Source organism: Kitasatospora sp. SolWspMP-SS2h, assembly GCF_003259315.1.
GTDB classification, from domain to species: Bacteria; Actinomycetota; Actinomycetes; order Streptomycetales; family Streptomycetaceae; genus Kitasatospora; species Kitasatospora fiedleri.
Window position 1 is genome coordinate 102,202 of record NZ_QLLT01000002.1, and the last position, 24,074, is coordinate 126,275.

The 24,074-nt window shown below is 76.2% G+C and carries 22 protein-coding genes and 1 pseudogene; 11 read left to right on the forward strand and 12 right to left on the reverse strand.

Annotated elements, in window-relative coordinates:
* Positions 1-84: 84 nt before the first annotated feature.
* Positions 85-1,245 carry a cobalt-precorrin-5B (C(1))-methyltransferase gene (locus tag K353_RS02710; protein WP_199527964.1) on the forward strand — a complete coding sequence of 387 codons (1,161 nt, stop codon included), beginning with the start codon at positions 85-87 and terminating at the stop codon, positions 1,243-1,245.
* Positions 1,246-1,352: 107 nt separating this feature from the next.
* Here the strand turns inward: K353_RS02710 and K353_RS02715 are convergent, their stop codons facing one another.
* The 3 genes from K353_RS02715 to K353_RS02725 form a co-directional block, all read right to left on the reverse strand.
* Entirely contained in the window at positions 1,353-1,763 is a 411-nt protein-coding gene (locus tag K353_RS02715) for a RidA family protein (protein WP_111551943.1), read from the reverse strand.
* 32 nt (positions 1,764-1,795) lie between these two features.
* Entirely contained in the window at positions 1,796-2,554 is a 759-nt protein-coding gene (locus tag K353_RS02720; protein ID WP_100839413.1) for an IclR family transcriptional regulator, read from the reverse strand.
* 88 nt (positions 2,555-2,642) lie between these two features.
* Positions 2,643-3,719: a sugar kinase gene (locus K353_RS02725; RefSeq protein ID WP_111551944.1), complete on the reverse strand. Its 1,077-nt coding sequence runs from the start codon at positions 3,717-3,719 to the stop codon at positions 2,643-2,645.
* Positions 3,720-3,965: 246 nt separating this feature from the next.
* Between K353_RS02725 and K353_RS02730 the strand changes: the two genes are divergently transcribed.
* The 3 genes from K353_RS02730 (at position 3,966) to K353_RS02740 (ending at position 7,709) form a co-directional block, all read left to right on the forward strand.
* Positions 3,966-5,375 (forward strand): alanine racemase, encoded by a 1,410-nt coding sequence (locus tag K353_RS02730; protein WP_111551945.1) that lies wholly within the window; start codon positions 3,966-3,968, stop codon positions 5,373-5,375.
* The gene (locus tag K353_RS02735; RefSeq protein WP_111551946.1) at positions 5,375-6,997 is read left to right on the forward strand and encodes an amidohydrolase family protein; all 1,623 of its coding nucleotides are present in this window, start codon (positions 5,375-5,377) and stop codon (positions 6,995-6,997) included. Before K353_RS02730 ends, K353_RS02735 begins: the two co-directional genes overlap by 1 nt.
* 82 nt (positions 6,998-7,079) lie before the next feature.
* Complete coding sequence (locus K353_RS02740; protein WP_111551947.1) at positions 7,080-7,709, forward strand: bifunctional 4-hydroxy-2-oxoglutarate aldolase/2-dehydro-3-deoxy-phosphogluconate aldolase; 630 nt, start codon at positions 7,080-7,082, stop codon at positions 7,707-7,709.
* A gap of 16 nt (positions 7,710-7,725) precedes the next feature.
* Here K353_RS02740 and K353_RS02745 read toward each other — a convergent pair whose 3' ends face one another.
* Positions 7,726-8,388, reverse strand: coding sequence for a peroxiredoxin-like family protein (locus K353_RS02745; RefSeq protein WP_233533320.1), 663 nt, complete (start codon positions 8,386-8,388; stop codon positions 7,726-7,728).
* A gap of 65 nt (positions 8,389-8,453) precedes the next feature.
* Between K353_RS02745 and K353_RS02750 the strand changes: the two genes are divergently transcribed.
* The gene (locus K353_RS02750) at positions 8,454-9,110 is read left to right on the forward strand and encodes a TetR/AcrR family transcriptional regulator (protein WP_111551948.1); all 657 of its coding nucleotides are present in this window, start codon (positions 8,454-8,456) and stop codon (positions 9,108-9,110) included.
* Positions 9,111-9,152: 42 nt separating this feature from the next.
* Here K353_RS02750 and K353_RS02755 read toward each other — a convergent pair whose 3' ends face one another.
* On the reverse strand, positions 9,153-9,821 hold the full coding sequence (locus K353_RS02755; protein ID WP_111551949.1) for a TetR/AcrR family transcriptional regulator: 669 nt from the start codon (positions 9,819-9,821) through the stop codon (positions 9,153-9,155).
* A 174-nt stretch (positions 9,822-9,995) separates the two neighbouring features.
* On the opposite strand from K353_RS02755, the gene K353_RS02760 reads away from it, so the two are divergent.
* Positions 9,996-11,243, forward strand: coding sequence for an NAD(P)/FAD-dependent oxidoreductase (locus K353_RS02760; protein ID WP_111551950.1), 1,248 nt, complete (start codon positions 9,996-9,998; stop codon positions 11,241-11,243).
* A 28-nt stretch (positions 11,244-11,271) separates the two neighbouring features.
* On the opposite strand, the gene cobM is transcribed toward K353_RS02760, so the two are convergent.
* Positions 11,272-12,012: a precorrin-4 C(11)-methyltransferase gene (gene cobM, locus K353_RS02765; protein ID WP_111551951.1), complete on the reverse strand. Its 741-nt coding sequence runs from the start codon at positions 12,010-12,012 to the stop codon at positions 11,272-11,274.
* Entirely contained in the window at positions 12,009-13,364 is a 1,356-nt protein-coding gene (gene cbiE / locus K353_RS02770) for a precorrin-6y C5,15-methyltransferase (decarboxylating) subunit CbiE (protein ID WP_111551952.1), read from the reverse strand. Before cbiE ends, cobM begins: the two co-directional genes overlap by 4 nt.
* A gap of 403 nt (positions 13,365-13,767) precedes the next feature.
* Between cbiE and K353_RS02775 the strand changes: the two genes are divergently transcribed.
* The 3 genes from K353_RS02775 (at position 13,768) to K353_RS02785 (ending at position 16,448) form a co-directional block, all read left to right on the forward strand.
* Positions 13,768-14,289: a hypothetical protein gene (locus K353_RS02775; protein ID WP_146616382.1), complete on the forward strand. Its 522-nt coding sequence runs from the start codon at positions 13,768-13,770 to the stop codon at positions 14,287-14,289.
* A gap of 113 nt (positions 14,290-14,402) precedes the next feature.
* A complete protein-coding gene (locus tag K353_RS36745) occupies positions 14,403-15,539 on the forward strand; it encodes a S9 family peptidase (protein ID WP_305000281.1) in 1,137 nt (378 codons plus the stop codon).
* A gap of 384 nt (positions 15,540-15,923) precedes the next feature.
* Positions 15,924-16,448 carry an HAD domain-containing protein gene (locus K353_RS02785; RefSeq protein ID WP_111551954.1) on the forward strand — a complete coding sequence of 175 codons (525 nt, stop codon included), beginning with the start codon at positions 15,924-15,926 and terminating at the stop codon, positions 16,446-16,448.
* Between the two features lie 145 nt (positions 16,449-16,593).
* Here K353_RS02785 and K353_RS02790 read toward each other — a convergent pair whose 3' ends face one another.
* Complete coding sequence (locus tag K353_RS02790; protein ID WP_111551955.1) at positions 16,594-18,084, reverse strand: carboxyl transferase domain-containing protein; 1,491 nt, start codon at positions 18,082-18,084, stop codon at positions 16,594-16,596.
* Between the two features lie 203 nt (positions 18,085-18,287).
* Here K353_RS02790 and K353_RS02795 point away from each other — a divergent pair.
* Together K353_RS02795 and K353_RS02800 are read left to right on the forward strand one after the other, a co-directional pair.
* Positions 18,288-18,746: pseudogene (locus tag K353_RS02795) on the forward strand (Rrf2 family transcriptional regulator); the annotation flags it as partial.
* 239 nt (positions 18,747-18,985) lie between these two features.
* A complete protein-coding gene (locus K353_RS02800; protein ID WP_111551957.1) occupies positions 18,986-20,167 on the forward strand; it encodes a globin domain-containing protein in 1,182 nt (393 codons plus the stop codon).
* 84 nt (positions 20,168-20,251) lie between these two features.
* Here K353_RS02800 and K353_RS02805 read toward each other — a convergent pair whose 3' ends face one another.
* The 4 genes from K353_RS02805 to K353_RS02820 all read right to left on the reverse strand — a co-directional run bounded on the left by K353_RS02805 (position 20,252) and on the right by K353_RS02820 (position 24,065).
* Positions 20,252-21,034 carry a DUF3050 domain-containing protein gene (locus tag K353_RS02805; protein ID WP_100839400.1) on the reverse strand — a complete coding sequence of 261 codons (783 nt, stop codon included), beginning with the start codon at positions 21,032-21,034 and terminating at the stop codon, positions 20,252-20,254.
* A gap of 153 nt (positions 21,035-21,187) precedes the next feature.
* A complete protein-coding gene (locus K353_RS02810) occupies positions 21,188-22,150 on the reverse strand; it encodes an alpha-ketoacid dehydrogenase subunit beta (protein ID WP_111551958.1) in 963 nt (320 codons plus the stop codon).
* Positions 22,147-23,121 (reverse strand): thiamine pyrophosphate-dependent dehydrogenase E1 component subunit alpha, encoded by a 975-nt coding sequence (locus K353_RS02815; RefSeq protein WP_199527965.1) that lies wholly within the window; start codon positions 23,119-23,121, stop codon positions 22,147-22,149. The genes K353_RS02810 and K353_RS02815 overlap by 4 nt, the downstream gene beginning before the upstream one ends.
* Positions 23,118-24,065, reverse strand: a complete 948-nt coding sequence (locus K353_RS02820; protein WP_111551959.1) for a phytanoyl-CoA dioxygenase family protein — start codon at positions 24,063-24,065, stop codon at positions 23,118-23,120. The genes K353_RS02815 and K353_RS02820 overlap by 4 nt, the downstream gene beginning before the upstream one ends.
* Between the last annotated feature and the right edge of the window lie 9 nt (positions 24,066-24,074).

Sequence of the window (24,074 nt, forward strand, 5' to 3'; positions counted from 1 at the left end):
AACCGGGCGGTCGGGACGGCCGGCGTGGGACGGTGGGGCGGCAGGAGCGGGGCAGGCCGGACGAGTCGACGAGGGCGGACAGCGGTGAGCGGTGAGGTGCGGGACGGCGCTCCGGCGGCCGGGGGCGGAGCGGCCGGGGGCGGGCGCCGGGGCCAGTTGCGCAGCAGCGGGCTGCGACCCGGCTGGACCACGGGGGCGTGCGCGACGGCGGCGACCAAGGCGGCGTACACGGCCCTGCTCGGCGGCGGCTTCCCGGACCCGGTGGTGATCACGCTGCCGAAGGGGGAGCGGCCCGCGTTCGCCCTGGCGGTGGAGGAGGTCGCGGCGGGCCGGGCCAGCGCCGGGGTGGTGAAGGACGCGGGCGACGACCCGGACGTGACGCACGGCGCGCTGGTCCGCGCCACGGTGCGGCCGGGCCCGGCGGGCAGCGGGGTGGTGTTCCGGGCCGGCCCGGGGGTGGGGACGGTCACCAAGCCGGGCCTGCCGCTGGCGGTCGGCGAACCGGCCGTCAACCCGGTGCCCCGGCAGCTGATCCGCGAGGTGGTCGCCGAGGTGGCCCGGGAGTTCGGGGCGTCCGGCGACGTGGAGGTGGAGCTGTCCGTCGACCGCGGCGAGGAGATCGCCCGGCACACCTGGAACCCGCGGCTGGGCATCCTCGGCGGCCTGTCCATCCTCGGCACCACCGGCGTCGTCGTCCCCTACTCGTGCTCGGCCTGGATCGACTCGATCCGCCGCGGCATCGACGTGGCCCGGGCCGCCGGGCACACCCACGTCGCGGGCGCGACCGGCTCGACCTCGGAGAAGGTGGTGGCCGCCGAGTACGGCCTGCCCGAGGACGCGCTGCTCGACATGGGCGACTTCGCCGGGGCGGTCCTGAAGTACCTGCGCCGCCACCCGGTGCCCCGGCTGACGGTCTGCGGCGGCTTCGCCAAGCTCTCCAAGCTCGCCGACGGCCACCTCGACCTGCACTCCGGCCGCTCCCAGGTCGACAAGGGCCGGCTCGCCGCGCTGGCCCGGGAGGGCGGCGCGACCGAGGAGCTGGCCGCGCGGGTCGCCGCCGCCAACACCGCCCTGGAGGCGGTGCAGTCGTGCGCGGCGGCGGGCGTCCCGCTCGGCGACCTGGTGGCCGAACGGGCCCGCGCCACCGCCCTCGGCGTGCTGCTCGGCGCGCCCGTCACGGTCGACGTGATCTGCGTCGACCGGGCGGGCGCGATCGTCGGCCGGGCCGCCCCCGCCGGGCCCTGAGCGGAACCGACGGGCCGTCGGTTCCCGTTCGGCGCGCGGTGCCCGCGTACCGCCGCGCGAAGGCCCCCGGTCCGCGCGGGACCGGGGGCCTTCGTGCGGCGCCGGGGTCAGCCGGTGACGACCGCCTGGGCGTCGATCTCCACCAGCATCGGCTCCTGCGGGAGTTCGACGAAGATCGTGGTGCGGCAGGGCTTCACGCCGCCCGGCGCGATGTTCTCCTCGATGAACTGGGCGTACACCTCGTTCATCAGCGGGAAGTCGGCCCGCTTGGTCAGGTAGACGCGGAACATCACCACGTCCTCGATGCTCGCGCCGCCGGCCTCGACGATCGCCTTGACGTTCTCCAGCGTCCGCCGGGTCTGCGCCTTCACGTCGCCGTGGTACAGGTACGCGCCGGTCGCCGGGTCCTGCGGGCCCTGGCCGGAGACCTGGAGGATCGGGCCCTTGCGCACGCCCTGGGAGAACATCCAGGCCGGGGCGGGCGCGCCGTCGGTACGGACCTCGGTCTTGTCGCTCATGCGTCTTGCTCCAGAAGGTTGGTGACGGTTCGTCAGTGGACGGTGCCGCGGGCCGGGAGGCCCGCGTCGGCGGAGATCGCCCGGGTGCAGGCGAGCAGCTGGGGGAGCAGGTCGAGCACCTGCTCGTAGCGGAGGACCACGTCCGGCACCGAGATCGACGCGGCGGCCACCACCCGGCCCGAGGCGTCCCGGATCGGCGCGGCCACGCAGTTGATGAACGCCTCGTGCTCGGCGTGGTCCTGCGCCCAGCCCTGCGCGGCGACCTGGTCCAGCTCGGCCAGCAGCGCCTGCGGGCTGGTGATCGTGCGCGGGGTGTGCACGGTGAACTCGATGCCGTCGACCACCCGGCGGCGCTCGACCGGCGGCAGGTCGGCCAGCAGCACCTTGGCCACCGCCGTGTTGTGCAGCGCCGCCCGCAGCCCGATCCGCGAGTACATCCGCACGGGGTGCCGGGAGTCGTACTTGTCGATGTACACCACCTCGCCGCCCTCGTACGCGGCCAGGTGCACGGTCTGGCCGGTCGCCGCGTTCAGCTCGGCGAGGTGCGGGGCGGCGGTGCGCCGGATGCCGCGCTGCTCCAGGGCGAGGCTGGAGAGCGCGAACAGGCCCGCGCCGAGGTGGTAGCGGTACTGCGCGTCGCGGTGGACGAAGCGCTCCTCCTCCAGGCTCTGCAGCAGCCGCAGCACGGTGGTCTTGTGCACGCCGATCAGGTCGGCCAGCTGGTCGAGGGAGCGTTCGCCCTCGCCGAGTTCGGCGAGCAGGCGCAGGGCGCGGGTGACGGTCTGGCTCATGGGTGTCCCGAGTGTTCTTCGAGGGTGCCGGGAGGGGGTGCGGGCGGTCGGCGGGTCGGCGGGTCGGCGGACCGGCGGGTCGGCGGGGTCAGGGCGCGGGGACGGGCCGGGCGGCCGGGGCGGGCAGGGCGGGGGAGTCGATGCCGGACGCGGAGACCCGGGTCGCCGCCCAGTCCCGCTCGTCGGCGGCCAGCAGCGCGGCCACCGTCCGGGCGTCCGGCAGCGCGCCGTGGTCGGTGGGCGCGGTCAGCGCGCCGGCCGCCGCCAGGTGGCCCAGCCGCAGCCGGGAGCGCTGGTCGAGGCCGCGCAGGGTGCCCGCCAGGTAGCCGGCCGCGAACGCGTCGCCCGCGCCGGTGGGCTCCACCACCTCGACCCGCAGCGCCGGTTCGGTGACCGCGCCGCCGTCCCGGTCCAGCGCGGTGACCAGGTGCCCGGAGTCCTTGACCACCAGCGTGGCGGGGGAGGGGAAGCGGCGGCGCAGCGCCCGCGGGTCGCCGGTGCCGAACGCGTCCTCGGCCTCGTCCGCGCCGAGCAGCAGCACGTCCGCGGCGTCCAGCAGCTCCGGCAGCACCGCCGGGTCGCGCAGGCGCCACAGCGCGGGGCGCCAGTTGAGGTCGAAGGAGACCAGCCGGCCCGGGCGGCGGCGGGCCAACAGGGCGCGCACCAGGGCCAGGCAGCCGTCCGACAGGGCGGGCGTGATGCCGGTCAGGTGCAGCAGCGGCGCGGCGTCCAGCAGGGCGGCGGCGGCCGGGTCGTCCAGCAGCGCGGGGGAGAGCGCGGAGGCGGCCGAGCCGGTGCGGTAGTAGTGCAGCCGGGAGCGGCCCGGGCCGAGGTCGTGCGGCAGGCCGGAGCCGCCGGTCTCCTTCAGGTACACGCCGGTGGGGCGGTGCGGGTCGACCGCGACGGCCGACACGTCCACGCCCGCCGCGGCCAGGTCGCCCGTCAGGCGGCGGCCGAAGCCGTCCGCGCCGACCCGGCTGATCCACGCCGTCGGCACGCCCAGCGCGGCCAGCGCCGCCGCCACGTTGGACTCGGCGCCGCCCACCGAGGGGCGGAACGCGCCGACGGCCTCGAACGGCCCCGGCCGGTCGGGCAGCAGCACCGCCATCGACTCGCCCAGGCACACCGCCCGGGCGGCGGCCGCCGCACCGCCTTGATCCGCCATCAATCCCGCTCCCTCGCCCTCGGGCCCGTGCCCCGCTCCCGCCGCCGGCGGCCCGCGCGGACCGGCGCTCGGCGGTGAGCCCGGTGCTGCGTGCCTGGTGGGAGGGGTGGACGGGCCGCGTCGCGGTCCGTTGACCGCCGTCCGGCGTGAATGCTAGAACCGTATCACCAACATGCGCAATAGAGGTTGCACATGTTGCAACTCCCCAGCTCGCAGGCGGGTCGGGGTTCGAGCGGAGGTACGGCGATGGGCGAGACGGTGGACCGGGCGGACGCGGAACGGCGGCCGGGCGCGGAACGGCGGCCGGGCGCGGCGCGGGAGGCGGGCGCGGCGCGGGAGACGGGCGCGCGACGGCGGTACTTCGCCGACCCCGCCCAGGGCCCCGGCATCGACCCCGCCGCCGTCGCCGCCCTCGCCGACGAGGCGCTCGACTTCCGCTTCAAGGCCGTCCCCGCCGCCGCCCACGGACTGACCGTCCGCGACTGGCTCGCCACCCGCCCCGCCCTCGACGGCCTCGGCACCCCCCTGCTCACCCTCGACGCCGCCGCCCTCGACCACAACCTGCGCACCATGGCCGCCTGGTGCCGCGACGCGGGCGTGCTGCTCGCCCCGCACGGCAAGACCACCATGGCCCCCGCCCTCTGGCAGGCCCAACTCGCCTCCGGCGCCCACGCCGTGACCCTCGCCAACCTCCCCCAGCTGCGGGTCGCCCGCGCCTTCGGCGTCCGGCGCCTGCTGCTCGCCAACACCCTGCTCGACCCCGCCGGCCTCGCCTGGATCGCCGCCGAACTCGACCGCGACCCCGGCTTCGCCTTCACCTCCTGGGTCGACTCCGCCGACAGCGTCCGGCAGATGGACGCCGCCCTGCGCGCCGCCGGAGCACGGCACCCCGTCGAGGTGCTGGTCGAACTCGGCGGCCCCGGCGGCCGCACCGGCGCCCGCGGCGTCGACGCCGCCCTCGACGTGGCCGCCGCCGTCCTGGCCGCCCCCACCCTGCGGCTGGCCGGCGTCGGCGGCTACGAGGGCGCCCTCGCCCACGACGCCTCCGCCACCGCCCTCGCCGCCGTCCGCGGCTACCTGCGCGACCTCGCCGACCTGCACCGCCGCCTCGCGCCCGACTACCCCACCCGCACCCCCGTGGTCACCGCCGGCGGCAGCGCCTACTTCGACACCGTCGCCGAGGAGTTGACCCCGCTGGCCGAGCAGGTCCCCGGCACCGCCGTGATCGTCCGGGCCGGCGCCTACCTCGCCCACGACGACGGCTTCTACCGCGGCATCTCCCCGCTGGCCCGCGCCACCGGCGCCACCCCGCTGCGCTCCGCCCTGCACGGCTGGGCCCGGGTCGTCTCCCACCCCGAACCCGGACTCGCCCTGCTCGACGCCGGGAAGCGCGACCTCCCCTTCGACGAGGGCCTGCCCGAACCCCAACTCGTCCGCGGCGGCGGCCCACTGGACGCCACGGCCGCCGTCACCGCCCTCAACGACCAGCACGCCTTCCTGCGCGACGCCGGACCGGCCGCCCCCGTCGGCGCCGTCCTGCGGCTGGGCCTGTCCCACCCCTGCACCGCCTTCGACAAGTGGAGCCTCATCCCCGTCCTCGACCACGCCGACGCCGAGCGCCCCCGCGTCGTCGACCTGGTCCGGACGTACTTCTGATGGCCGACCTGCTGCTGCGCGCCGCCACCGTGGTCGACGGCACCGGCGCCGACCGCTACCGCGCCGACGTCACCGTCACCGACGGCCGCATCGCGGAGATCGACCGGGCGGGAAAAGAGCTGACGGGACGTCAGGTGATCGACGCCGACGGGCTGGTGCTCGCCCCCGGCTTCATCGACATGCACGCCCACTCCGACCTGCGGCTGCTCCTCGAACCCGACCACCCCTCCCGGATCACCCAGGGCGTCACCCTGGAGGTCCTCGGCCAGGACGGCCTCTCCTACGCCCCCGTCGACGACACCACCCTCGCCGCGCTGCGCCGCCAACTCGCGGGCTGGAACGGCGATCCCGCCGACGCCGAGTTCGACTGGAACTGGCGCACCGTCGCCCAGTACCTCGACCGCCTCGACGCCGGAGCCGCCGTCAACACCTGCTACCTCGTCCCGCACGGCACCGTCCGGATGCTCGCCATGGGCTGGGACAACCGGCCCCCCACCGGGTCCGAACTCGCCCGGATGAGCGAGCTGGTGGACCGGGCGCTGGCCGACGGCGCGGTCGGCATGTCCACCGGCCTCACCTACACCCCCGGCATGTACGCCGGCACCGCCGAACTCGTCGCGCTGTGCACCGTCGTCGCCGCCCGCGGCGGCTTCCACGCCCCGCACCAGCGCTCCTACGGGGCGGGCGCGCTGGAGGGCTACGCGGAGATGGTCGAGATCTCCCGCCGCTCCGGCTGCCCGCTGCACCTCACCCACGCCACCATGAACTTCGGCGTCAACGAGGGCCGGGCCGGCCAGTTCCTCGCCCTGGTCGACGCCGCCCTCGCCGACGGCGTCGACCTCACCCTCGACAGCTACCCCTACCTGCCCGGCTCCACCACTCTGGCCGCCCTGCTGCCCAGTTGGTCCACCGAGGGCGGCCCCGAAGCCACCCTCGCCCGGCTCGCCGACCCCGCCGCCCGCGAGCGCATCCGCGCCGACGTCGAGGAGCGCGGCAGCGACGGCTGCCACGGCGTCGTCACCGACTGGGACACCATCCAGGTCTCCGGCGTCCGGCACGGCGCGCTGTCCGCCGTCGTCGGCCGGAAGGTCTCCGAACTCGCCGCCGAACAGGGCCGCACCGGCACCGAGGTCTTCTTCGGACTGCTGCGTGCCGACCGGCTGGGCACCACGATCCTCCAGCACGTCGGCCACGAGGAGAACGTCCGGGCCATCATGCGCCACCCCGTGCACACCGCCGGCAGCGACGGACTGCTGGTCGGCGCCCGCCCGCACCCCCGGGCCTGGGGCACGTTCCCCCGCTACCTGGCCCGCTACGGCCGCGAGTTGGGCGTCCTCACGCTCGAACAGGCCGTCGCCCGGATGACCGGCCGCCCCGCCCGCCGCCTCGGCCTCGACCGGCGCGGCCTGATCCGCCCCGGCCACCACGCCGACCTGGTCCTGTTCGACCCGGACACCGTCCGCGACACCGCGACCTTCGACCGGCCCCGGCAGCCCGCCGAGGGCATCCGGCACGTCCTGGTCAACGGCGTCCCCGCGCTCACCGACGGCGAACCCACCGGCGACCTGGCCGGCCGGGCCCTGCGGCGCGGCGCCGACCGCAAGGTCCGGGCCGTGACCTGACACACCGTCACCTTTAAGGGCGGGAAGCCTCCTTCGGCCACCGCCACCCCCAACGACCAGCACGGAAAGAGGAATCGCCAGCATGGGAACCGAAACGACCGAACTGCGCGCGGCCCTGGCCCGGCAGCCGGTGATCGCCGTGGTGCGGGCCCCCGTGATCCCCGACGCGGTCGCGCTCTGCGAGGCGCTCGCCGAGGGCGGCATCGCCTGGACCGAACTCACCTTCACCACACCGGACGTGACCCGCCACCTGGCCCGCGCCGCCGGGGCCGGCTGCCGGATCGGCGTCGGCACCGTGCTCACCGCCGACCAGGCCCGGGCCGGGATCGCCGCCGGGGCCGGCTTCCTGGTCACCCCCGGCCTGCGCCCGGCCGTCGCCGACACCGCCCGCGAGGCCGGAGTCCCGGTCGTGATGGGCGCGTTGACGCCCAGCGAGGTCGCCGACGCCGTCGACCTCGGCGCCGCCGCGGTCAAGATATTCCCCGCGAAGGCGTTCGGCCCCGGCTACTTCAAGGACCTGCGCGGCCCCTACCCCGACGTCCCGCTGGTCGCCTCCGGCGGCGTCAACGCCGGCAACGCCAGGGCCTTCCTCGACCACGGCGCGCTCGCCGTCTGCGCCGGGACCGACGTCGTCCCGCCGCAGGCCGTCGCGGACGGCGACTGGGCCGGGATCACCCGCCGCGCCAAGGAGTTCACCGCCTCGCTCGGCTGAGTGACGTCACGTGCGGTCACTCGCGGTCGGCCGTGGAGGCGGCGGGGGCGGCGGGTGCGGTGGGGGAGGCGGGTGCGACGGGGGCAGTGGGTGCGGCGGGTGTCGCCGGGGCGGTCGCCGGACGGTGCTCGGCGGCCAGGGCGAGCACCCGGTCCACCGTCCAGTGGTCGGCCGCGTGGGTGCCGTAGTGCGCGGCCAGGACCAGGCCGTCGGGGGCGAGCAGGAAGTCGGCGGGCAGGCCCAGCCGCCCGCCGACCGGGCGGGAGGACGGCGGCCGCTCCCGCCCGCGCAGCACCAGCGGCACGCTGCGGGCCACCCCCCGCGCCATCGACGGCCACGCCCGGGGGTCGAGCAGCGCCCGCGCCCCGCGCTCGACCCCGTACGCGCGGTACAGCCGCCGCTCCGGATCGGCCAGCAGCGGGAACGGCAACCCGTCGGCGTACGGCCGCAGTTCGGCGGCGGGCGAGTGGAACGCGACCAGCTCCCGCACCCCCGCCGCGCGCAGCTCCGGGTGACGGACGGCGAAACCGCGCAGGTGCAGGTTGCAGATCGGGCAGCCCGCGAAACGGCGGAACTGCAGGTGCGTCAGGCCGCCCGCCGGCACCGGCGGCAGGGGCGCGTCGGCGGCGTCGGTGGCGGGCAGGGCGGGGGCGGCGGTACCGGTCCGAAGTCGGGACACGTGGGCTCCTCGTAGGTGTAGACCGTACGCCAAAACTGTAGGCGTATGCCGTACGCTGTCAACCCGTGCCCCGCCCACGCTCCCTGACCACCCGCCAGATCGCCGCCGCCGCCCTCGCCGTGATCGACCGCGACGGCCTGCCCGCCCTCTCCATGCGCACCGTCGCCGCCGAACTCGACCGCCGCACCATGGCCCTCTACCGCTACGTCGAGGACCGCGAGGAACTGGAGTGCCTGGTCGTCGACCTCGCCCTCGGCCCCGTCCTCGACCGCGCCGCCCGCGAACCCGCTCCGCCCTCCCCACGGGCCCGGCTGCTCGCCCTGCTGGACCTCATGCGCGAGGCCGTCGGCGCCCACCCCGGCGTCCTGCCGCTGGCCGTCCGGCACCACGGCGGCTGCCTGCCCGCGCTGCGCTGGCGCGAACGGCTGCTGGAGGCCCTGGCCGACGCCGGACTCGACGCGCCGCGCCGCGCCGCGGCCCTGCACGCCCTGGTCGCCTACGTGATCGGCGAACTCGAACTGGAGCACCAGGCGGCCGTAGCCACCGCCACAGCCACAGGCGCAGGTGTCGCGGCCGACCCCGGCGGCCCGCTCGTCCCCGAGACCTTCCCCCTGCTCTCCGCCGCCCTGGCGGCCCGCGCCGCCACCGACCCCGCCCGGGCCTTCACCGACGGCGCCCGGACCGTCCTCGACGGCCTCGGCGTCGGTACCGGCATCGGCTGATCCTGTGCCCGGGTGGCGGTCCGTCGGTCGCGGGCGGGGGTCTCAGCCGAGGGCACCCCAGCCGTGGTCGAGGAGGTCGAAGGCGCGGACGATGGCGCCCCGGACGTCGGGGTGGGACTGGACCGCCCGGGGTGCCTCCAGGGCGAAGTGGGCCAGGGCGGTGCAGGCCGGGTCGTCGGCGGGGCGGCCGCTCTGCTCGGCGATGACCGCGGCGAGCGCGGCGGTGTGGCGCAGCCACATGGCCTGCTGGTAGTCGCGCAGGGCCGGGGTGGAGTCCACCAGGGCGGCGAACGACGGGAAACGCGGGTCGCCGCCGGCGCCGGCCCGGCGGTGGCGCAGGGCGTGGTCGCACAGGGCGGCCGGGATCGACCGGCCGGGGGGCCGCTCGCGCACGGCGGCGAGCAGGTCGGCCTCCAGGTCGGCCTCCTCGTCGAAGACCAGCGCCTCCTTGACCGGGAAGTGCTTGAACAGCGTGGTGGTGGAGACGTCCGCGGCGTCCGCGATCTCGCGGATGCCGACGTCGTCGTAGCCGCGCTCCAGGAACAGGCGCAGCGCGGCGTCCGCGATGGCCTGGCGGGTGGCGGCCTTCTTGCGCTCGCGGCGCCCCGGCGGGGCTGGGGACGGGGCCGGTGGCGGGGGCGGCGACGAGGGGCTGGGCGGGGGCGCGGGGCTCGGTGCGGGCGGCGGCGGAGGCGGTGGGGTGTCGGGCATGGGGGCATCCTACCTCCTGGGTTCACTCGGTTCAAAAGTTGAGTCGTTGCACTTTTGTACTCGGTGTGGTCTGCTGGAGCTGCGGCCCCGTGGAGCGTGAACGCCCCGGCCGCCCCCACACCCCCTGCCCGGTCGCCCGGCACCGCCGTGCGCCCGTCCGGAAGGAGCACCGCCATGACCACCGCACCCGCCTCCACCACCCCGCCCACCCCGTCCGGCCCGCCCGTCCCCCGCATCGCCGTCGTCGGCGCCGGGCCCGGCGGCCTGACCTGCGCCCGCATCCTGCAGCGCCACGGCATCGCCGTCACCGTGTACGACCACGACGGCGGCCCCGACGCCCGCGACCAGGGCGGCACCCTCGACCTGCACGAGGACAACGGCCAACTCGCCCTGCGCGAAGCCGGACTGCTCGACGACTTCTTCCGCCTCGCCCGCGCCGAAGGACAGGAGATGCGCCAACTCGACGCCCTGACCGGGGAGATCGGCTTCCACCACGTCCCCGAGGACGGCGAACGGTTCAAGCCCGAGATCGACCGGGGCCAGCTGCGCGACCTCCTGCTGCGCTCGCTCGCCCCGGACACCGTCCGGTGGGGCCGCACCCTGCGCTCGGTCGAGGGCCCCGCCGGCGGCCCCCGCCGCCTGCACTTCACCGACGGCACCGCCGTCGAGGCCGACCTGGTGATCGGCGCGGACGGGGCCTGGTCCAGGGTCCGCCGCGCGCTCTCCCCGGCCACCCCCCGCCACACCGGGATCAGCTTCCTCGAAGCCTGGTTCCACGACGTCGACCGCCGCCACCCCGAACTCGCCGCACTGGTCGGCCCCGGCAGCGCCTCGGCGGCCGACGGCGAACGCGGACTGTTCGCCCAGCGCAACAGCGGCGACCACATCCGGGTCTACGTCATCCAGCGCGCCCCCGCCGACTGGATCGCGCAGGCCGGCCACACCGTCCAGGACACCGACGCCCTGCGCGCCCTCCTCCTGGACCGCTACCGCCGCTGGTCGCCCGCCCTGCGCCGACTCCTCACCGACAACGACGGCCCCTACGTCGACCGCCCGATCCACGCCCTGCCCGTCCCGCACACCTGGACGCACGACCCCGCCGTCACCCTGCTCGGCGACGCCGCCCACCTCATGCCCCCGCTCGGCGTCGGCGTCAACCTCGCCATGCTCGACGCCTGCGAACTCGCCCTCGCGATCGCCGGACACGACACCCTCGCCGGGGCCGTCCGCGCCTACGAGGCGACCATGCTGCCCCGCTCCGCCGACATGCAGCGCCTCCTCGACGGCGCCGCCGACGGCCTGCTGTCCGACGAACCGCACCAGGGGGAGCTGCACCACGGTGAGCCGGACCGGGATGAGCCGGCGCCGGAGCCGCGGCCGCGGCCGTCCGGCGGCGCGGCCGAGCCGTCCGGCGCTCGCTGAGCCGTCGCCGGACGGGGAGCGGCCCCGGTCAGCGGGCCCGGGTGGTCGAGTACAGGTGGCTGTCGCGGAACTCCGTCGCGGCCAGCGTCCGGCCGACGATGATCACCGCGGTGCGCAGCACGCCCGCGGCCTGGACCTGGACGGCGATGTCGCCGAGCGTGCCGCGCAGCACCAGTTCGTCCGGGCGGCTGGCCATGGCGACCACCGCCGCCGGGCAGTCCGGTCCGTAGTGCGGCAGCAGCTCCTCGACCACGCTGTCCACGTAGCGGGCCGCCAGGTGCAGCACCAGCAGCGCGCCGCTCCTGCCCAGCACGGAGAGTTCCTCACCGGGCGGCATCGGCGTCGCCTGCCGGGCCACCCGGGTCAGGATCACCGTCTGGCCGACCGTCGGCACCGTCAGCTCGCGCTTCAGCGCGGCCGCCGCCGCCGCGAACGCGGGCACCCCCGGCACCACCTCGTACGGGATGTCCGCCGCGTCCAGGCGGCGCATCTGCTCGGCCATCGCCGAGAACACCGACGGGTCGCCGGAGTGCAGCCGGGCCACGTCCTGGCCCGCGCGGTGCGCGCTGACGATCTCGGCCAGGATCTGGTCCAGGTCGAGGTTCGCGGTGTCGACCAGCCGGGCGTCCGGCGGGCAGTCCGCCAGCAGCTCCGGCGGCACCAGGCTCCCCGCGTACAGGCACACCCCGCAGCGGGCCAGGGTGCGCTGGCCGCGCACCGTGATCAGATCGGCCGCGCCCGGACCGGCACCGATGAAATAGACCGTCACTTCGCTCCTCCGAGAACTCCGACAACCTCGTCCGCACCGGCATCCGCACCGGCATCCGCACCGGCATCCGCACCGGCGTCCGCACCGGTCTCGCCCGCGTCCGGACCCGCGCCCCCGGCGTCCTTGACGACGCTCCACTGGGTCACCGGCATCGCCTGCCGCCACCCCGTGAACCCGCCCACCGGCACCGCGTGCGCCACGCCCAGCTTCACCAACTCGCCGCCGTGGCGCCGGTACCACTGCGTCAGCAGCGCCTCCGACTCCAGGGTCACCGTGTTCGCCACCAGCCGCCCGCCGGGCCCGAGCGCCGACCAGCACGCCTCCAGCAGCCCCGGCGCCGTCAGCCCGCCGCCGACGAACACCGCGTCCGGACGGTTGAGTTCGGTCTCCAGCCCGGCCAGCGCCGACGGCGCGGCCCCCGTCACGACCCGCAGCCGGGGCACGCCGAGCGCCGCCGCGTTGCGGACGATCCGCTCCGCCCGCGCCCGGTCCCGTTCCACGCTCACCGCCCGGCAGGTGCGGTGCGCCCGCAGCCACTCGATGCCGATCGACCCCGAACCGCCGCCGATGTCCCACAGCAGCTCGCCCGGTGCCGGGGCGAGTGCCGCCAACGTCGCCGCCCGGACGTGACGCTTCGTCAACTGTCCGTCCGACTCGAAGAGTTCGTCCCGCAGGCCGGGAACCAGCTGCTGCCGGGGGGCGTCCGCCGCGACGGCCGGGTCGAGGACGCACTCCACCGCCAGCACGTTCAGCGGATCGCCCGGCGGCAGCGACCAGCCCGCCGCCACCCCCTCGCGCACCGCCTCCGCCGGACCGCCCAACTGCTCCAGCACCCGCACCCGGCTCGGCCCGAACCCGCGCTCCGCCAGCACCCGCGCCACCCGCGCGGGCGTCGACGCGTCCGCGCTCAGCACCAGCAGCCGACGCCCCGGGTACAGCGCCGCGTGCAGGGACGCGACCGGCCGGCCGACCAGCGTCACCACCTCGGTCTCCTCCACCGGCCACCCCAGCCGGGCGCACGCCAGCGACACCGAGGACGGATGCGGCAGCACCCGCAGCGACTCCGCCGGGACGCCGCACTCCAGCAGCGTCCGCCCGATCCCGTGGAACATCGGATCGCCGCTGGCCAGCACCGCCAGCCGCCGCCCCGCGAACCGCTCCAACAGCCCCGGCACCGCCACCCGCAACGGCGACGGCCACGGCACCCGCTCCGCCGCCACCCCCTCCGGCAGCAGCCCCAACTGGCGCCCCCCGCCGAGCACCACCTCCGCCGCGCCCAACGCCTCCCGCGCCGCCGCCGAGAGCCCCGCCCAGCCGTCCGCACCCACCCCGACGACGGTGATCGCAGACACGCGCAACTCCTCAGGGCTCGGGGACGGGGCAGCCGCAGCCTACCCGCAACCGGCCGCCGTACCCCCCGCGAGCTGCGGAGATCCAGCGTGCGACATTGGCCACACCGGGCGGGGCGGGCCACCGGCGCGGACGCGGGCGTGCGCGCGGAAGTCCACTGCGTGAAAAGCCTGTTGGAGCGACGGGTGGTTCTGGGGTTGGGTGGGGGTGATCGAATCCGAGAGACCTGACGGGGGATTCCGCGTGCGGACAAGAGCGGGAGGGGCGGCCCTCGCGGTCGCCTGCGTGACACTGCTGGCCGGCTGCGGTGGCGGCGGCAGCGGTACGGACTCACCGGGCCGGAACGGCGACGCGGCCGTGGGGCGCGGGAAAGCGGCGGTCGTCCTCTCGGCGGAGCAGCTCCGGGTGGCCGCGCCCCTCGGCGACGCCCTGCCCGACGGGCTGGGCGGGGGGATGGGCGGCACGGACATCTTCGAGGGCCAGAAGGCCGCCGACCGGTGCGACTCGGAGACCGGCACCGCCTGCTCCGGGCTGGTGGCGGCGGCCCTGAGCGGATACACCACCCACCCGGGGGACGGCGACGTCTTCTGGGACGCCTTCTCCTTCGACACCGCCGAGGACGCGCAGGTGGCCTGGAAGGCCATGGCCGCCGGCAAGCGGGAGGAGGAAGCGTCGTCCGACCCGCAGCCGCTGGAGGTCTCCGCGGACGCGGACGAACTCGACGCCTACGGCCTCCCGCCCTCGCACGACTACTCCAGCGGGCAGGACATCGAGATCCACGACGCCAAGGTGATGATGCGGATCGGCGGGGTGGTCGTCCTGCTCACCGGTTACGACATGCCCGACTTCGAGATCATCCAAGGGCTCGCCACGGTGGCGGCGGATCGCGTGGCCCAGGTGGCCCAGGGCAAGAACCCCGACGCCTGAGCGCCGCACCGCACCGTACTGCTCCGCGCATCGCACCGCTCCGCGCACCGTTCCGTCGATTTGTCGACCTGTCGGCTCATCGAGGCCGCCCACTCCGGAGGACCGCACCGCCCATGACCGACCTCTCCTTCCTCACCGCCCCCGGCATGGCGGCCGGGTTCATCGCCGAGACCCGTCCGCGTGCCCACGGCGCGGGCATCGACCCCTACGAGTACGACCGGGTCACCGCGCCGATCGACTCGCTGCTGCACTGGCCGGACGCCTGCCGGACGGCCGCCCTCGCCCACCGCGCCCGGGCCGAACGGGCCGCCGGGCGCGGCCGGGTCAGCACCGCCGGGCAGCACCACCGCTCGGCGGCCCGCTGGTTCCAGCTCGCCGCCATGCTGCCCGACCCGGACCGGGAGCGGGCCGCCGCCGTCGCCGCGGAGGCGGACCGTGCGATGGGCGACGCCCTCGCGCTGCTCGAACCCCGGGCCCGCCGGACCGAGGGCGAGGGCTACGCGGGATGGCTGCGCCTGCCGCCGGCGGCGGACGGTGAACGCCTCCCGCTGGTGGTGCTGGTGCCGGGGATGGACTCCTCGAAGGAGGAGTTCCACGGCCCGGCCGACGCGCTGCTCGCCCGCGGGCTGGCCGTACTGGCCGTCGACGGGCCCGGACAGGGCGTGCTGGCCGACGGCCCCGCGCTCGGCCCGGACCACCGGCACGCGATCGGCCGGGCCCTGGACCACGCCCTGGCCACCGCCGCGGACCCGGCGGACCCGGCGGTTCCGGCGGACCCGGCGGACCCGGACGGGCCCGGCGACAGCGGCGTGATCGACCCGGAGCGGATCGCGGTGCTCGGGTTCAGCCTCGGCGGCTACCTGGCCGCCGCCGTCGCCGCCCACGACCCGCGGGTCCGAACGGCGGCGCTGGTCAGCGGCCCGTACCGGCTGGACTGGGACGCGCTGGTCCCGTTCGTCGTCGCCACCCTCTCCCGGCGCTGCGGCGGCACGTCCGCCGCCCGCGCCTTCGTCGAGCAGCTCGACCTGGCCGCGCTGGCCCCCCGACTGCGCGGCCTGCCACTGCTGTTGGTCGACGGCGGCCGGGACCGCATCCCGGGCGTCACCAACGCCGACGCCCTCACCGCCGACCTCCCGCACGCCGAACTGCTCCACGTCCCGCACGGCAACCACCTCCTCGGCAACGCCCTGCCGGACTGGCTCCCCGACACGGCCGACTGGCTGGCGGACGCCCTGACGGCGAAGCGCTGAACCGACCCCGGCGCCCTCCCGGCCCGGCCTCCCGGGCCTCAGGCCGGGGTACGAGCACGAGGGGACGGGGACGCGGAACGAGGTACGGACCTTCGTCGCGGCAGGCCCGCTCCCGACCACGGACGCGGAGACGGACGCGGACCTGGAGGAGCTCGACCGGCGCCGTCGGCAACTGGAGGACATCCCCCGGCCGGTCACGGCCGAGGAGGCGGCCGCGCTCGCGGCCCGCTTCGGCCCGGACGACTGCTGCGCCGTCGCCTGGACGCTGCCGCACCTCGTCCAGACGGCACCCGGCCCGCCGCACCCGCGCTCGAAGGACGACCGGTGGCACGTCCTGCACCGCCGCTGGGGGCGGTCCATCGGGCAGGGCGGGGAGTCGGCAGAATGCGGGAGATGGAGCCACCGCTGCTGTACCTCGACGTCGACGGCCCGCTGATCCCGTTCGGCGGGCCTGCCGGTCGGCACCCGGAGCACCTGACGGAGCGCCGGATCCGCGACGTGCTGGGGACGGCGGCGGGGCACCCGCTGCTGGCCCGGCTCGACCCCCGGGTCGGGGCGCGGCTCGCGGCGCTGCCCTGCCGCCCGGTGTGGGCCACCACCTGGGAGCACGCGGCCAACGACTGCGTCGCCCCCCTGCTCGGCCTGCCGCCCTGGCCCGTCCTGGAGGAGCCGGCCGACCCGGACCGGCCGGACCTCCCGCCGGGAGTGCACTGGAAGACCCCGCTCCTACTGGCCCACGCGGCCGGCGCGGCGTTCGCCTGGGTCGACGACGAGATCGGCCCGCCCGACCGCGCCTGGCTGGCCGCCCACCACCCCGCCCCCGCCCTCCTCCTCCGGGTCGACCCCCGGACGGGCCTGACGGACGACGACCTCACCACCCTGGACGACTGGCTGCGCGCCCCGACCTGAGCGGTGCTGCGGGGACCGCGAGGGCGCGGCCGGAGCCCGGCCGATCAGGCGGGCGGGGACTCGGCGGGCGAGGTGCGGCGTCCCGGGTCGGGTTCGGCGAAGAACAGCGGGTGGGCGAGGGCGGGGACCGGCGGGTCGGTGGCGGTCATCGCGGGGTGTCTGCCGGGGTGGGGCCGCCGAGGTGGCGGTTGCGGGTGGCGCGGGCGCTGAGGCGGGCGGGGGTGGGGAGGGCGGCGAGTTCGGTGAGGGCGGTGGTGATCGCGGTGGCGAGGCGGTCGCGCAGGTCGGTGGGGTAGGGGGTTTCGGGGATCACCTGGTCGACCAGGCCGGTGGTGGTCAGGTCGGTGGCGGTGATGCCCTGGGCGCGGGCGAGTTGGGGGGCGTGGTCGCCGTCGCGGTGGACGATCGCGGAGGCGCCCTCGGGGGGCAGTGGGGCCAGCCAGGCGTGCTGGGCGGCGAGGACCCGGTCCGCGGGCAGCAGGGCGAGTGCGCCGCCGCCGCTGCCCTGGCCGAGCAGGACGGCGAGGACGGGGGTGCGCAGCCCGACCAGGGTGGTCAGGCAGTGGGCGATCTCCAGGGCCACGCCGTCGAGTTCGGCCTCGATGGAGAGTTCCGCGCCGGTGGTGTCGACCACGGTGAGCAGCGGCAGCCCCAGTTCCTCGGCGATCCGGGCCTGGCGCCGCACCGCGCGCAGATCGGCGGCGGTGACGGGGAGTTCGGGCTGGTCGGGGCCCTGGCGCTGCTGGGCGACCACCATGACGGGCCGTCCGCCGATCAGTGCCAGGCCCCGGACCAGCGCGCTGTCGCCGTCCAGCGGGAGGAACAGGTCGGCGGTGTGGTGCAGGAGTTCGAGCGCGGAGAGGCGGTCGGGGCGGCGGCTGAGCAGCACCGACTCCCAGGCGTCCGGCGGCGCGGCGGGGGCGGCGGGGAGGGACACCGGTGAAGGGGAGGGGGCGGGGTGGGACGTCGGGGAGGGGGCGGTGAGGACGGTGAGGGCGCGGGAGAGGAAGACGCGCAGCCGTTCGGGCGGGACGATGGCGTCCAGCCGGCCGTGGGCGGCGAGCGTCTCGGCGCGCTGGACGGCCGGCGGCAGCGGTTCGCCGCGCAGTTCCTCGTACACCCGGGGGCCGAGGAAGCCGAGCCGGGCGCCCGGCTCGGCGAGCACCAGGTGGCCGAGGGTGCCCCAGGAGGCGAACACCCCGCCCATGGTGGGGTTGCGCAGGTAGGTCAGGTAGGGGAGCCCGGCGGCGCGGTGCGCGTGGACGGCGGCGGTGACCCGGACCATGCACAGGAACGCGGCCGAGCCCTCCTGCATCCGGGTGCCGCCGGAGACCGGCAGGGCGAGCAGCGGCAGGCGTTCGGCGGTGGCGCGCTCCACGGCGCGGGTGATCCGTTCGGCGGTGGCCACGCCGATCGAGCCGCCGAGGAACCCGAACTCGCCGGCGACCAGCGCGATCGGCCGCCCGTCCAGCAGGGCGCGCCCGGTGAGCACGGCCTCGTCCAGGCCGGTGCGCTCGCGGGCCCGGGCCAGCGCGTCCCGGTAGGCGGGGTCGGCGTACCCGGTGCCGACGGGCTCGTCCCAGCTGTGCAGACTGCCGGGGTCGACCAGCAGGTCGAGGAGCTGACGTGCCGTCACCGGGGCCTCCGTCACGGGGGAGTCGGGCAGGGAGCGGGGGCGGGCCGCGCCACCGAGGCTAGCGGGGCGGCGGGGCCGTCGGCGGGTGCGCCGCACGGTGGTGAGCAGGATCACCGGGCCGTGCGGCGGGCTGCCGCGGGCGTGACGCAGCAGACAGCCCGGGCACGGGTGTCCGCGATGCGCAATTGGCTAGGGTCGGCCCCGTGAGGCTGACCAAGGGCACCGACGTCGCGCTCCGCATCGCCATGCGCCTGGCGGTGCTCGACGAGGACCGGAACCCGACCACCCGCGAGGTGGCCGAGGCGGTCGCCGTCCCCTACCACCACGCGGCGAAGGTGGTCAGCCGCCTCCAGCACCTGGGCGTGGTCGAGGCCCGGCGCGGCCGGGGCGGCGGGCTCGCCCTGACCGCCGCCGGGCGCACCGGATCGCTCGGCCGGATCGTCCGGGAACTGGAGGGCGTCGGCGACGTGGTCGGCTGCGAGGACGAGCCGCCCTGCCCGCTGCGCCACTCCTGCCGGCTGCGCGGGGCGCTGCACCGGGCCCAGGAGGCGTTCTTCGCCTCCCTCGATCCGCTGACCGTGGACGACCTGGTCGGCGGCGGGCCGGACGGACCCGGCGGGCCGGTCCTGCTCGGCCTGCCGGTGCCGGGTGGCCCGTCCGGCCCGCCTGCTCCGCCTGGCCCGCCTGGCCCGCCTGCTCCGCCTGGCCCGCCTGGCCCGCCGGGGCCGTCCGGCCCGTCCGGCCTGCCGGGGCCGGGGCCGTTCGGCCCTTCCGCGTAACCGCCCGCCGGGCGAGCATCGAGGCGGGCGCCACCCGTTCCGCGAGCGGGCCTCCCCCCATCGTCCGACGGGTCTTCCCGGATCGTTTAATACGCATCGCAGATGCGAGTTTGGAGCTTCGGATGCTGTCCGAGAAGTCCGCGCGGACCGTGCGCGCCACCCTGCCCGTGGTGGGCGCGGCCATCGGGGAGATCACCGGATCGTTCTACGACCGGCTGTTCGCGGCCCACCCCGAGCTGCTGCGCGACCTGTTCAACCGGGGCAACCAGGCCGACGGCAGCCAGCGCCAGGCGCTGGCCGGTTCGATAGCCGCCTTCGCGACCGCCCTGGTCGAGCACCCCGACCGGCGGCCGGACGCCATGCTGGCCCGGATCGCCCACAAGCACGCCTCGCTCGGCATCGCCCCCGAGCAGTACCGGGTGGTCCACACCCACCTGTTCGCCGCCATCGTGGAGGTGCTCGGCGAGGCCGTCACCCCCGAGGTCGCCGCGGCCTGGGACGAGGTGTACTGGCTGATGGCCAACGCCCTGATCGCCGTCGAGGCCCGCCTGTACGAGGAGAGCGGCACCCGCGGCGAGCGCCGCCCCTACACGGTGGCCGCCCGCACCGCCGAGACCGACGACGTGACGACCTTCCTGCTGCGCCCCGCCGACGGCGGCCCCGTCCCGGCGCACCGGCCCGGCCAGTACGTCTCGGTGCAGGTCGAACTCCCCGACGGCGCCCGCCAGATCCGCCAGTACAGCCTCTCCGGGCAGCCCGACGGCGGCCTGCGGATCACCGTCAAGCGGGTGGCCGGCGACCCGGCCGGGGAGGTCTCCACCCACCTGCACCGGCACGTCGGCGAGGGCGACACGCTGCTGGTCGGCGCCCCGTTCGGCGACGTGCAACTGGCGGACGGCGACCGCCCGCTGCTGCTCGCCTCGGCGGGCATCGGCTGCACCCCGATCATCGGGATGCTCACCCACCTCGCCGGGACCGGCGCCACCCGCAGGGTGATCGCGGTGCACGGCGACCGGCGGGAGTCCGCGCACGCCTTCCGGGACGACTTCGCGCGGCTGGTCGACGAGCTCCCCGGCGGCGAGGCGCACGTCTGGTACGAGCGGCCGGAGGGCGAGTGGCCCGCCGACCGCACCGGCGTGGTCGACCTGGCCGGCCTGGACGTCCCCGCCGACGCCGTCGCCTACCTGTGCGGCCCGCTGCCGTTCATGCGCGCCGTCCGCGCCGGGCTGCTGGCCGCGGGCGTGCCCGCCGCCGACATCCACTACGAGGTGTTCGGCCCCGACCTGTGGCTCGGCCGGGACTGACCGGACGCCCCTCCCCGTGGGCCCGGCCCCGGACCCGTCCGGAGCCGGGCCCCGCCGGTCACCGCGCGGCCGGGCCCCCGCCGGTCACAGCGCGGCCGTGATCGCGTCCCACAGCCCGACCCGGGCCCGCAGCGCGGTGCGGACCGTCGCCGCGCACTCCTCCCAGCGCTCGGTGTCGTCGCCGCACAGGTCGATCAGCATCTGCATCGCCATCGGGGTGTGCTGCTCGCCGTCCACCTCGATGTGCCGGGCCAGGTAGTCCTTGAAGACGCTCAGCCGGCCCTCGGCGTCGTCGATCCGGACCACCTGCTCGAACATCTCCGGGATCAGGTCCTCCCGGCCGAACGCGAACGCCGCGGCCTGGCAGTGCACCGGCGCGTCCTCGATGATCCGGAACGTGACGGCCGCGAACTCGGCCGCCGCCTCCGGGATCTCGGCCGTCTTCGCGGCCTCCGCGACCGACCGGCCGGCCCGGATCGCGTCCAGGAACGCCTCCACCGGGGCGGTGTCCGCGCCCGCCCTGGCCATGCCGTCCAGGTACAGCTCGAAGTGGCTGATGTAGCCGTCGCCGAGCTCGTCGCTCTCCTCGACCAGCACGATCTCGTTGATCAGCCGGCGGCTCGCGGTCGGACCGTCCGGCAGCCACGGCAGGGTCACGCAGGTGAGCTGCCGCTGGAGGCACTTGAGCAGGGACATGAAGTCCCAGACGGCGAACACGTGGGTCTGCTGGAAGGTCCGCACCTTCTCCAGGCTGTCCAGCGACAGGTACATCGGGTGGGACACCACCTCGTGGCGGACCTCCTCGATGGACTCGCGCAGGGCGGTCAGGCCGGGGTGGCTGCGGTCCCAGTGGTAACGGTCGCTCATGGCTGCTCTCCTCTGTGGTGTGGTGCAACGGGGGTACGGCGGGGTGCGGCAGGGTGCGGCGGAGGCAACGCGGGTGGACGTCGCGGTGGTCCGGTGGTGGACAACGACCGCCCGGAGGCGGCGGTTACGCGGGAACGGCCGGGGCGGGAGGGGTCACTTCAGGACGGCGCGGATCGCGTCCCGCAGCTGCTCGGCGCTCGGCTGCAGGGCCCGGTCCAGGGCGAGGGCGAACGGGAGGACCGCGCCGTCGGGGCGGGTGACCCGGCGGGGCGGGGCGAGCAGCCGGCACTCCTCGGCGGCGACCGCCAGCACCTCGGCGGCGAAACCGGCGAAGCGGTTGGAGTCGTCGGCCACCACCAGCCGCCCGGTGCGGTCCAGCGACTCCACCAGGGCCGCCCGGTCCAGCGGGTACAGGGTGCGCGGGTCGAGCACCTCCACCGACACCTCGTCCGCCAACTCCTCGGCCACCGACAGCGCCTGCTGGACCAGGTGGCCGACCGCCAGCACCGTCACGTCCGAGCCCCGCCGGACCGTCCGGGCCTCGCCCAGCGGCAGCGGGGCCAGCGGTGCCGTCACGTCCTCCCGGACGCCCAGCGCGCCCGCCGGGGCGAACAGCACCACCGGGTCGTCGTCCGCGATCGCCGAACTCAGCAGCCCGTACGCGTCGGTGGGCGTCGCGGGCACCAGCGTCTTGATGCCGACGTGCGCGAACAGGCCGTACGGGTGGTCGGAGTGCTGGCCCGCCCAGCCGCTGCGCGAGCCCGAGCCCGGCACCACCACGGTCAGCGGCACCCGGGCCTGCCCGCCCGTCATCAGCGAGAACTTGTGCGCCTGGTTGGCGAGTTGCTCGAACACCAGGAACAGCAGCGACGGGATCTGCAACTCGATCACCGGCCGCATCCCGGTCAGCGCCGCCCCGATGCCCGCCGAGGTGAACGCCTGCTCCGACAGCGGCACGTCCACCACCCGCTCGGCGCCGAACCGCCGCTGAAGGCCCAGCGTCAGACCGGCCAGGCCCGCGCCGACGTCCTCGCCGAACACGCACACCGCCGGATCGGCCTCCAGCGCGTCCGCCAGCGCCCGGTTCATCGCCTTGGCGTACGACAACAGCGTCACAGGGCCGCTCCCGACCGGGGCCGCAGCCCGCTCGCGTACAGGTGATCATTGGCCGTCACCGGATCCGGCTCCGCCGAAGCTAGCGCGAACCGCGCCGCCCTGGAAAGGAGTTCGACAATCTCCCGGTCGATCGCGGCGGCCTCCCCGGCGGGCAGCGCGGTCGCCAGCGGGTCGCGCTCCCGCCAGGACGCCACCTCCTCGGCCGTGCGGTAGGACAGCCGGAAGCGCCGCTCCATGGTGTGGTGCGCCTCGAACCGGTACGTCAGGCACTCCAGGAACGACGGCCCGCCCCCCGCGCGCGCCCGCTCCACCGCCCGCCCGGCCGCCGCCCGGACCGCCTCCACGTCCATCCCGTCCACCGTCTCGGCCGGGATGCCGAACGCCTCGGCCCGGCCGCAGGCCGAACCGCCCACCGCCGCGCCGGCCGGCAGCGTCGTCGCGTAGCCGTTGTTCTCGCAGACGAACACCACCGGCGCCCGCCAGATCGACGCCAGGTTCAACGACTCCAGCAGCACGCCCTGGTTGAGCGCGCCGTCGCCGAAGAACGAGGCCACCACCGTGGGTTCGCCGCGCCGCCGGGCCGCCCAGGCCGCGCCGACCGCGATCGGCGCGCCCGCGCCGACGATGCCGTTGGCGCCCAGGATGCCCAGCGAGAAGTCCGCGGCATGCATCGAACCGCCCCGGCCGCCGTTCAACCCGCCGACCCGGCCCAGCAGTTCGGCCAGCAGCCGGGCCGGGTCGGCGCCCTTCGCCAGCACGTGCCCGTGCCCGCGGTGGGTGGAGGTCAGCCGGTCGGCCGGCTCCAGCGCGGCGCACACGCCGACCGCCACCGCCTCCTGCCCGATGTACGGGTGGGTGCCGCCGACCACCAGCCCGGCGCGCACCCACTCCAGCGCCAGCTCCTCGAACGACCGGATCAGCCGCATCGTCCGGTACCGGCCCGCCGGGTCCGCCAGGTGCGGCAGGCTCACCGGCCCGACCGCCCCGGCTCCGACCGCCCCGGGCCCGACCGCCACAGCACCGGGCAGAACTCCGGGTCCGCGTAGTCCGGCCGGCCGTCCGCGTCCCGCCGCACCACCGCGTCGTGGTTGTACACCACCGGCGAGCCGTCCGGCCGCAGGTACGAGCGGTAGCGGTTCGAGCCGTCCTGCAGGTGCAGCGACACCGCCCGGCGCGGCTGCGCGGACCGGTTCGGGCCCGAGCCGTGGTAGGTGCGGCAGTGGTGGAAGGAGACGTGCCCGCGCGGGATCTCGATCGGCACGGTACGGACCTCGGTGCCGTTGAACTCGGCGTTCTCGTGCAGCAGTTGCTCCAGCTCGGAGCGGTCCCGGGCGGCGAAGTGCCGGGTCGAGTCGTCGCCGCCGGGGCGCTCCTCCCAGCGGTGGCTGCCGTCCACCATGGTAATGGTGCCCATCTCCTCGGTGCAGTCGTGGAACGGCAGGAACGCGGTCAGCATCCGCTGCGAGGTGGAGGTCTGCCAGTAGTGCTTGTCGAAGTGCCACGGCACCACGTTGCTCGGCTCGCCCGGCACCGGAGGCTTGTAGATCAGCGTCGCCTGGAACAGCCGGATCTCCGCCGCCTGCGCCAGCCGCGCCGCGACCGCGCCCAGCAGCGGCTTGCGCAGGATGCGGCCGATCTCCGCGTGCTCGTAGTGCACGTAGTCGTTGTGCCGCTGCACCGGCCCGTCCGACGGCCGCCAGGACGCCAGGTGCGGCGGCCGGGCCGGGAGTTCGCGGTCCCGCTCGCCCGCGTAGTAGCGCTCGGTGGCGGCCTGCAGCGCGTCCAGCTCGGCGTCGGAGAACAGCCGCCGCGACAGGTACCAGCCGCGCTCCGCGTACTCCAGCACCTCCTCGACGGTCGGCAGCAGCGCCGACTCCTCCTCGGTCAGCTCGAACCGGTCGATCGCGGTGGTCACGTGGGCTCT

Coding starts and splice junctions, on each gene's coding strand:
- K353_RS02715 (WP_111551943.1), bottom strand. CDS start 1,763: ATGAGCGACAAGACCGAGGTCCGTACCGACGGCGCGCCCGCCCCGGCC.
- K353_RS02720 (WP_100839413.1), bottom strand. CDS start 2,554: ATGAGCCAGACCGTCACCCGCGCCCTGCGCCTGCTCGCCGAACTCGGC.
- K353_RS02725 (WP_111551944.1), bottom strand. CDS start 3,719: ATGGCGGATCAAGGCGGTGCGGCGGCCGCCGCCCGGGCGGTGTGCCTG.
- K353_RS02730 (WP_111551945.1), top strand. CDS start 3,966: ATGGGCGAGACGGTGGACCGGGCGGACGCGGAACGGCGGCCGGGCGCG.
- K353_RS02735 (WP_111551946.1), top strand. CDS start 5,375: ATGGCCGACCTGCTGCTGCGCGCCGCCACCGTGGTCGACGGCACCGGC.
- K353_RS02740 (WP_111551947.1), top strand. CDS start 7,080: ATGGGAACCGAAACGACCGAACTGCGCGCGGCCCTGGCCCGGCAGCCG.
- K353_RS02755 (WP_111551949.1), bottom strand. CDS start 9,821: ATGCCCGACACCCCACCGCCTCCGCCGCCGCCCGCACCGAGCCCCGCG.
- K353_RS02760 (WP_111551950.1), top strand. CDS start 9,996: ATGACCACCGCACCCGCCTCCACCACCCCGCCCACCCCGTCCGGCCCG.
- K353_RS36745 (WP_305000281.1), top strand. CDS start 14,403: ATGACCGACCTCTCCTTCCTCACCGCCCCCGGCATGGCGGCCGGGTTC.
- K353_RS02785 (WP_111551954.1), top strand. CDS start 15,924: ATGCGGGAGATGGAGCCACCGCTGCTGTACCTCGACGTCGACGGCCCG.
- K353_RS02800 (WP_111551957.1), top strand. CDS start 18,986: ATGCTGTCCGAGAAGTCCGCGCGGACCGTGCGCGCCACCCTGCCCGTG.
- K353_RS02805 (WP_100839400.1), bottom strand. CDS start 21,034: ATGAGCGACCGTTACCACTGGGACCGCAGCCACCCCGGCCTGACCGCC.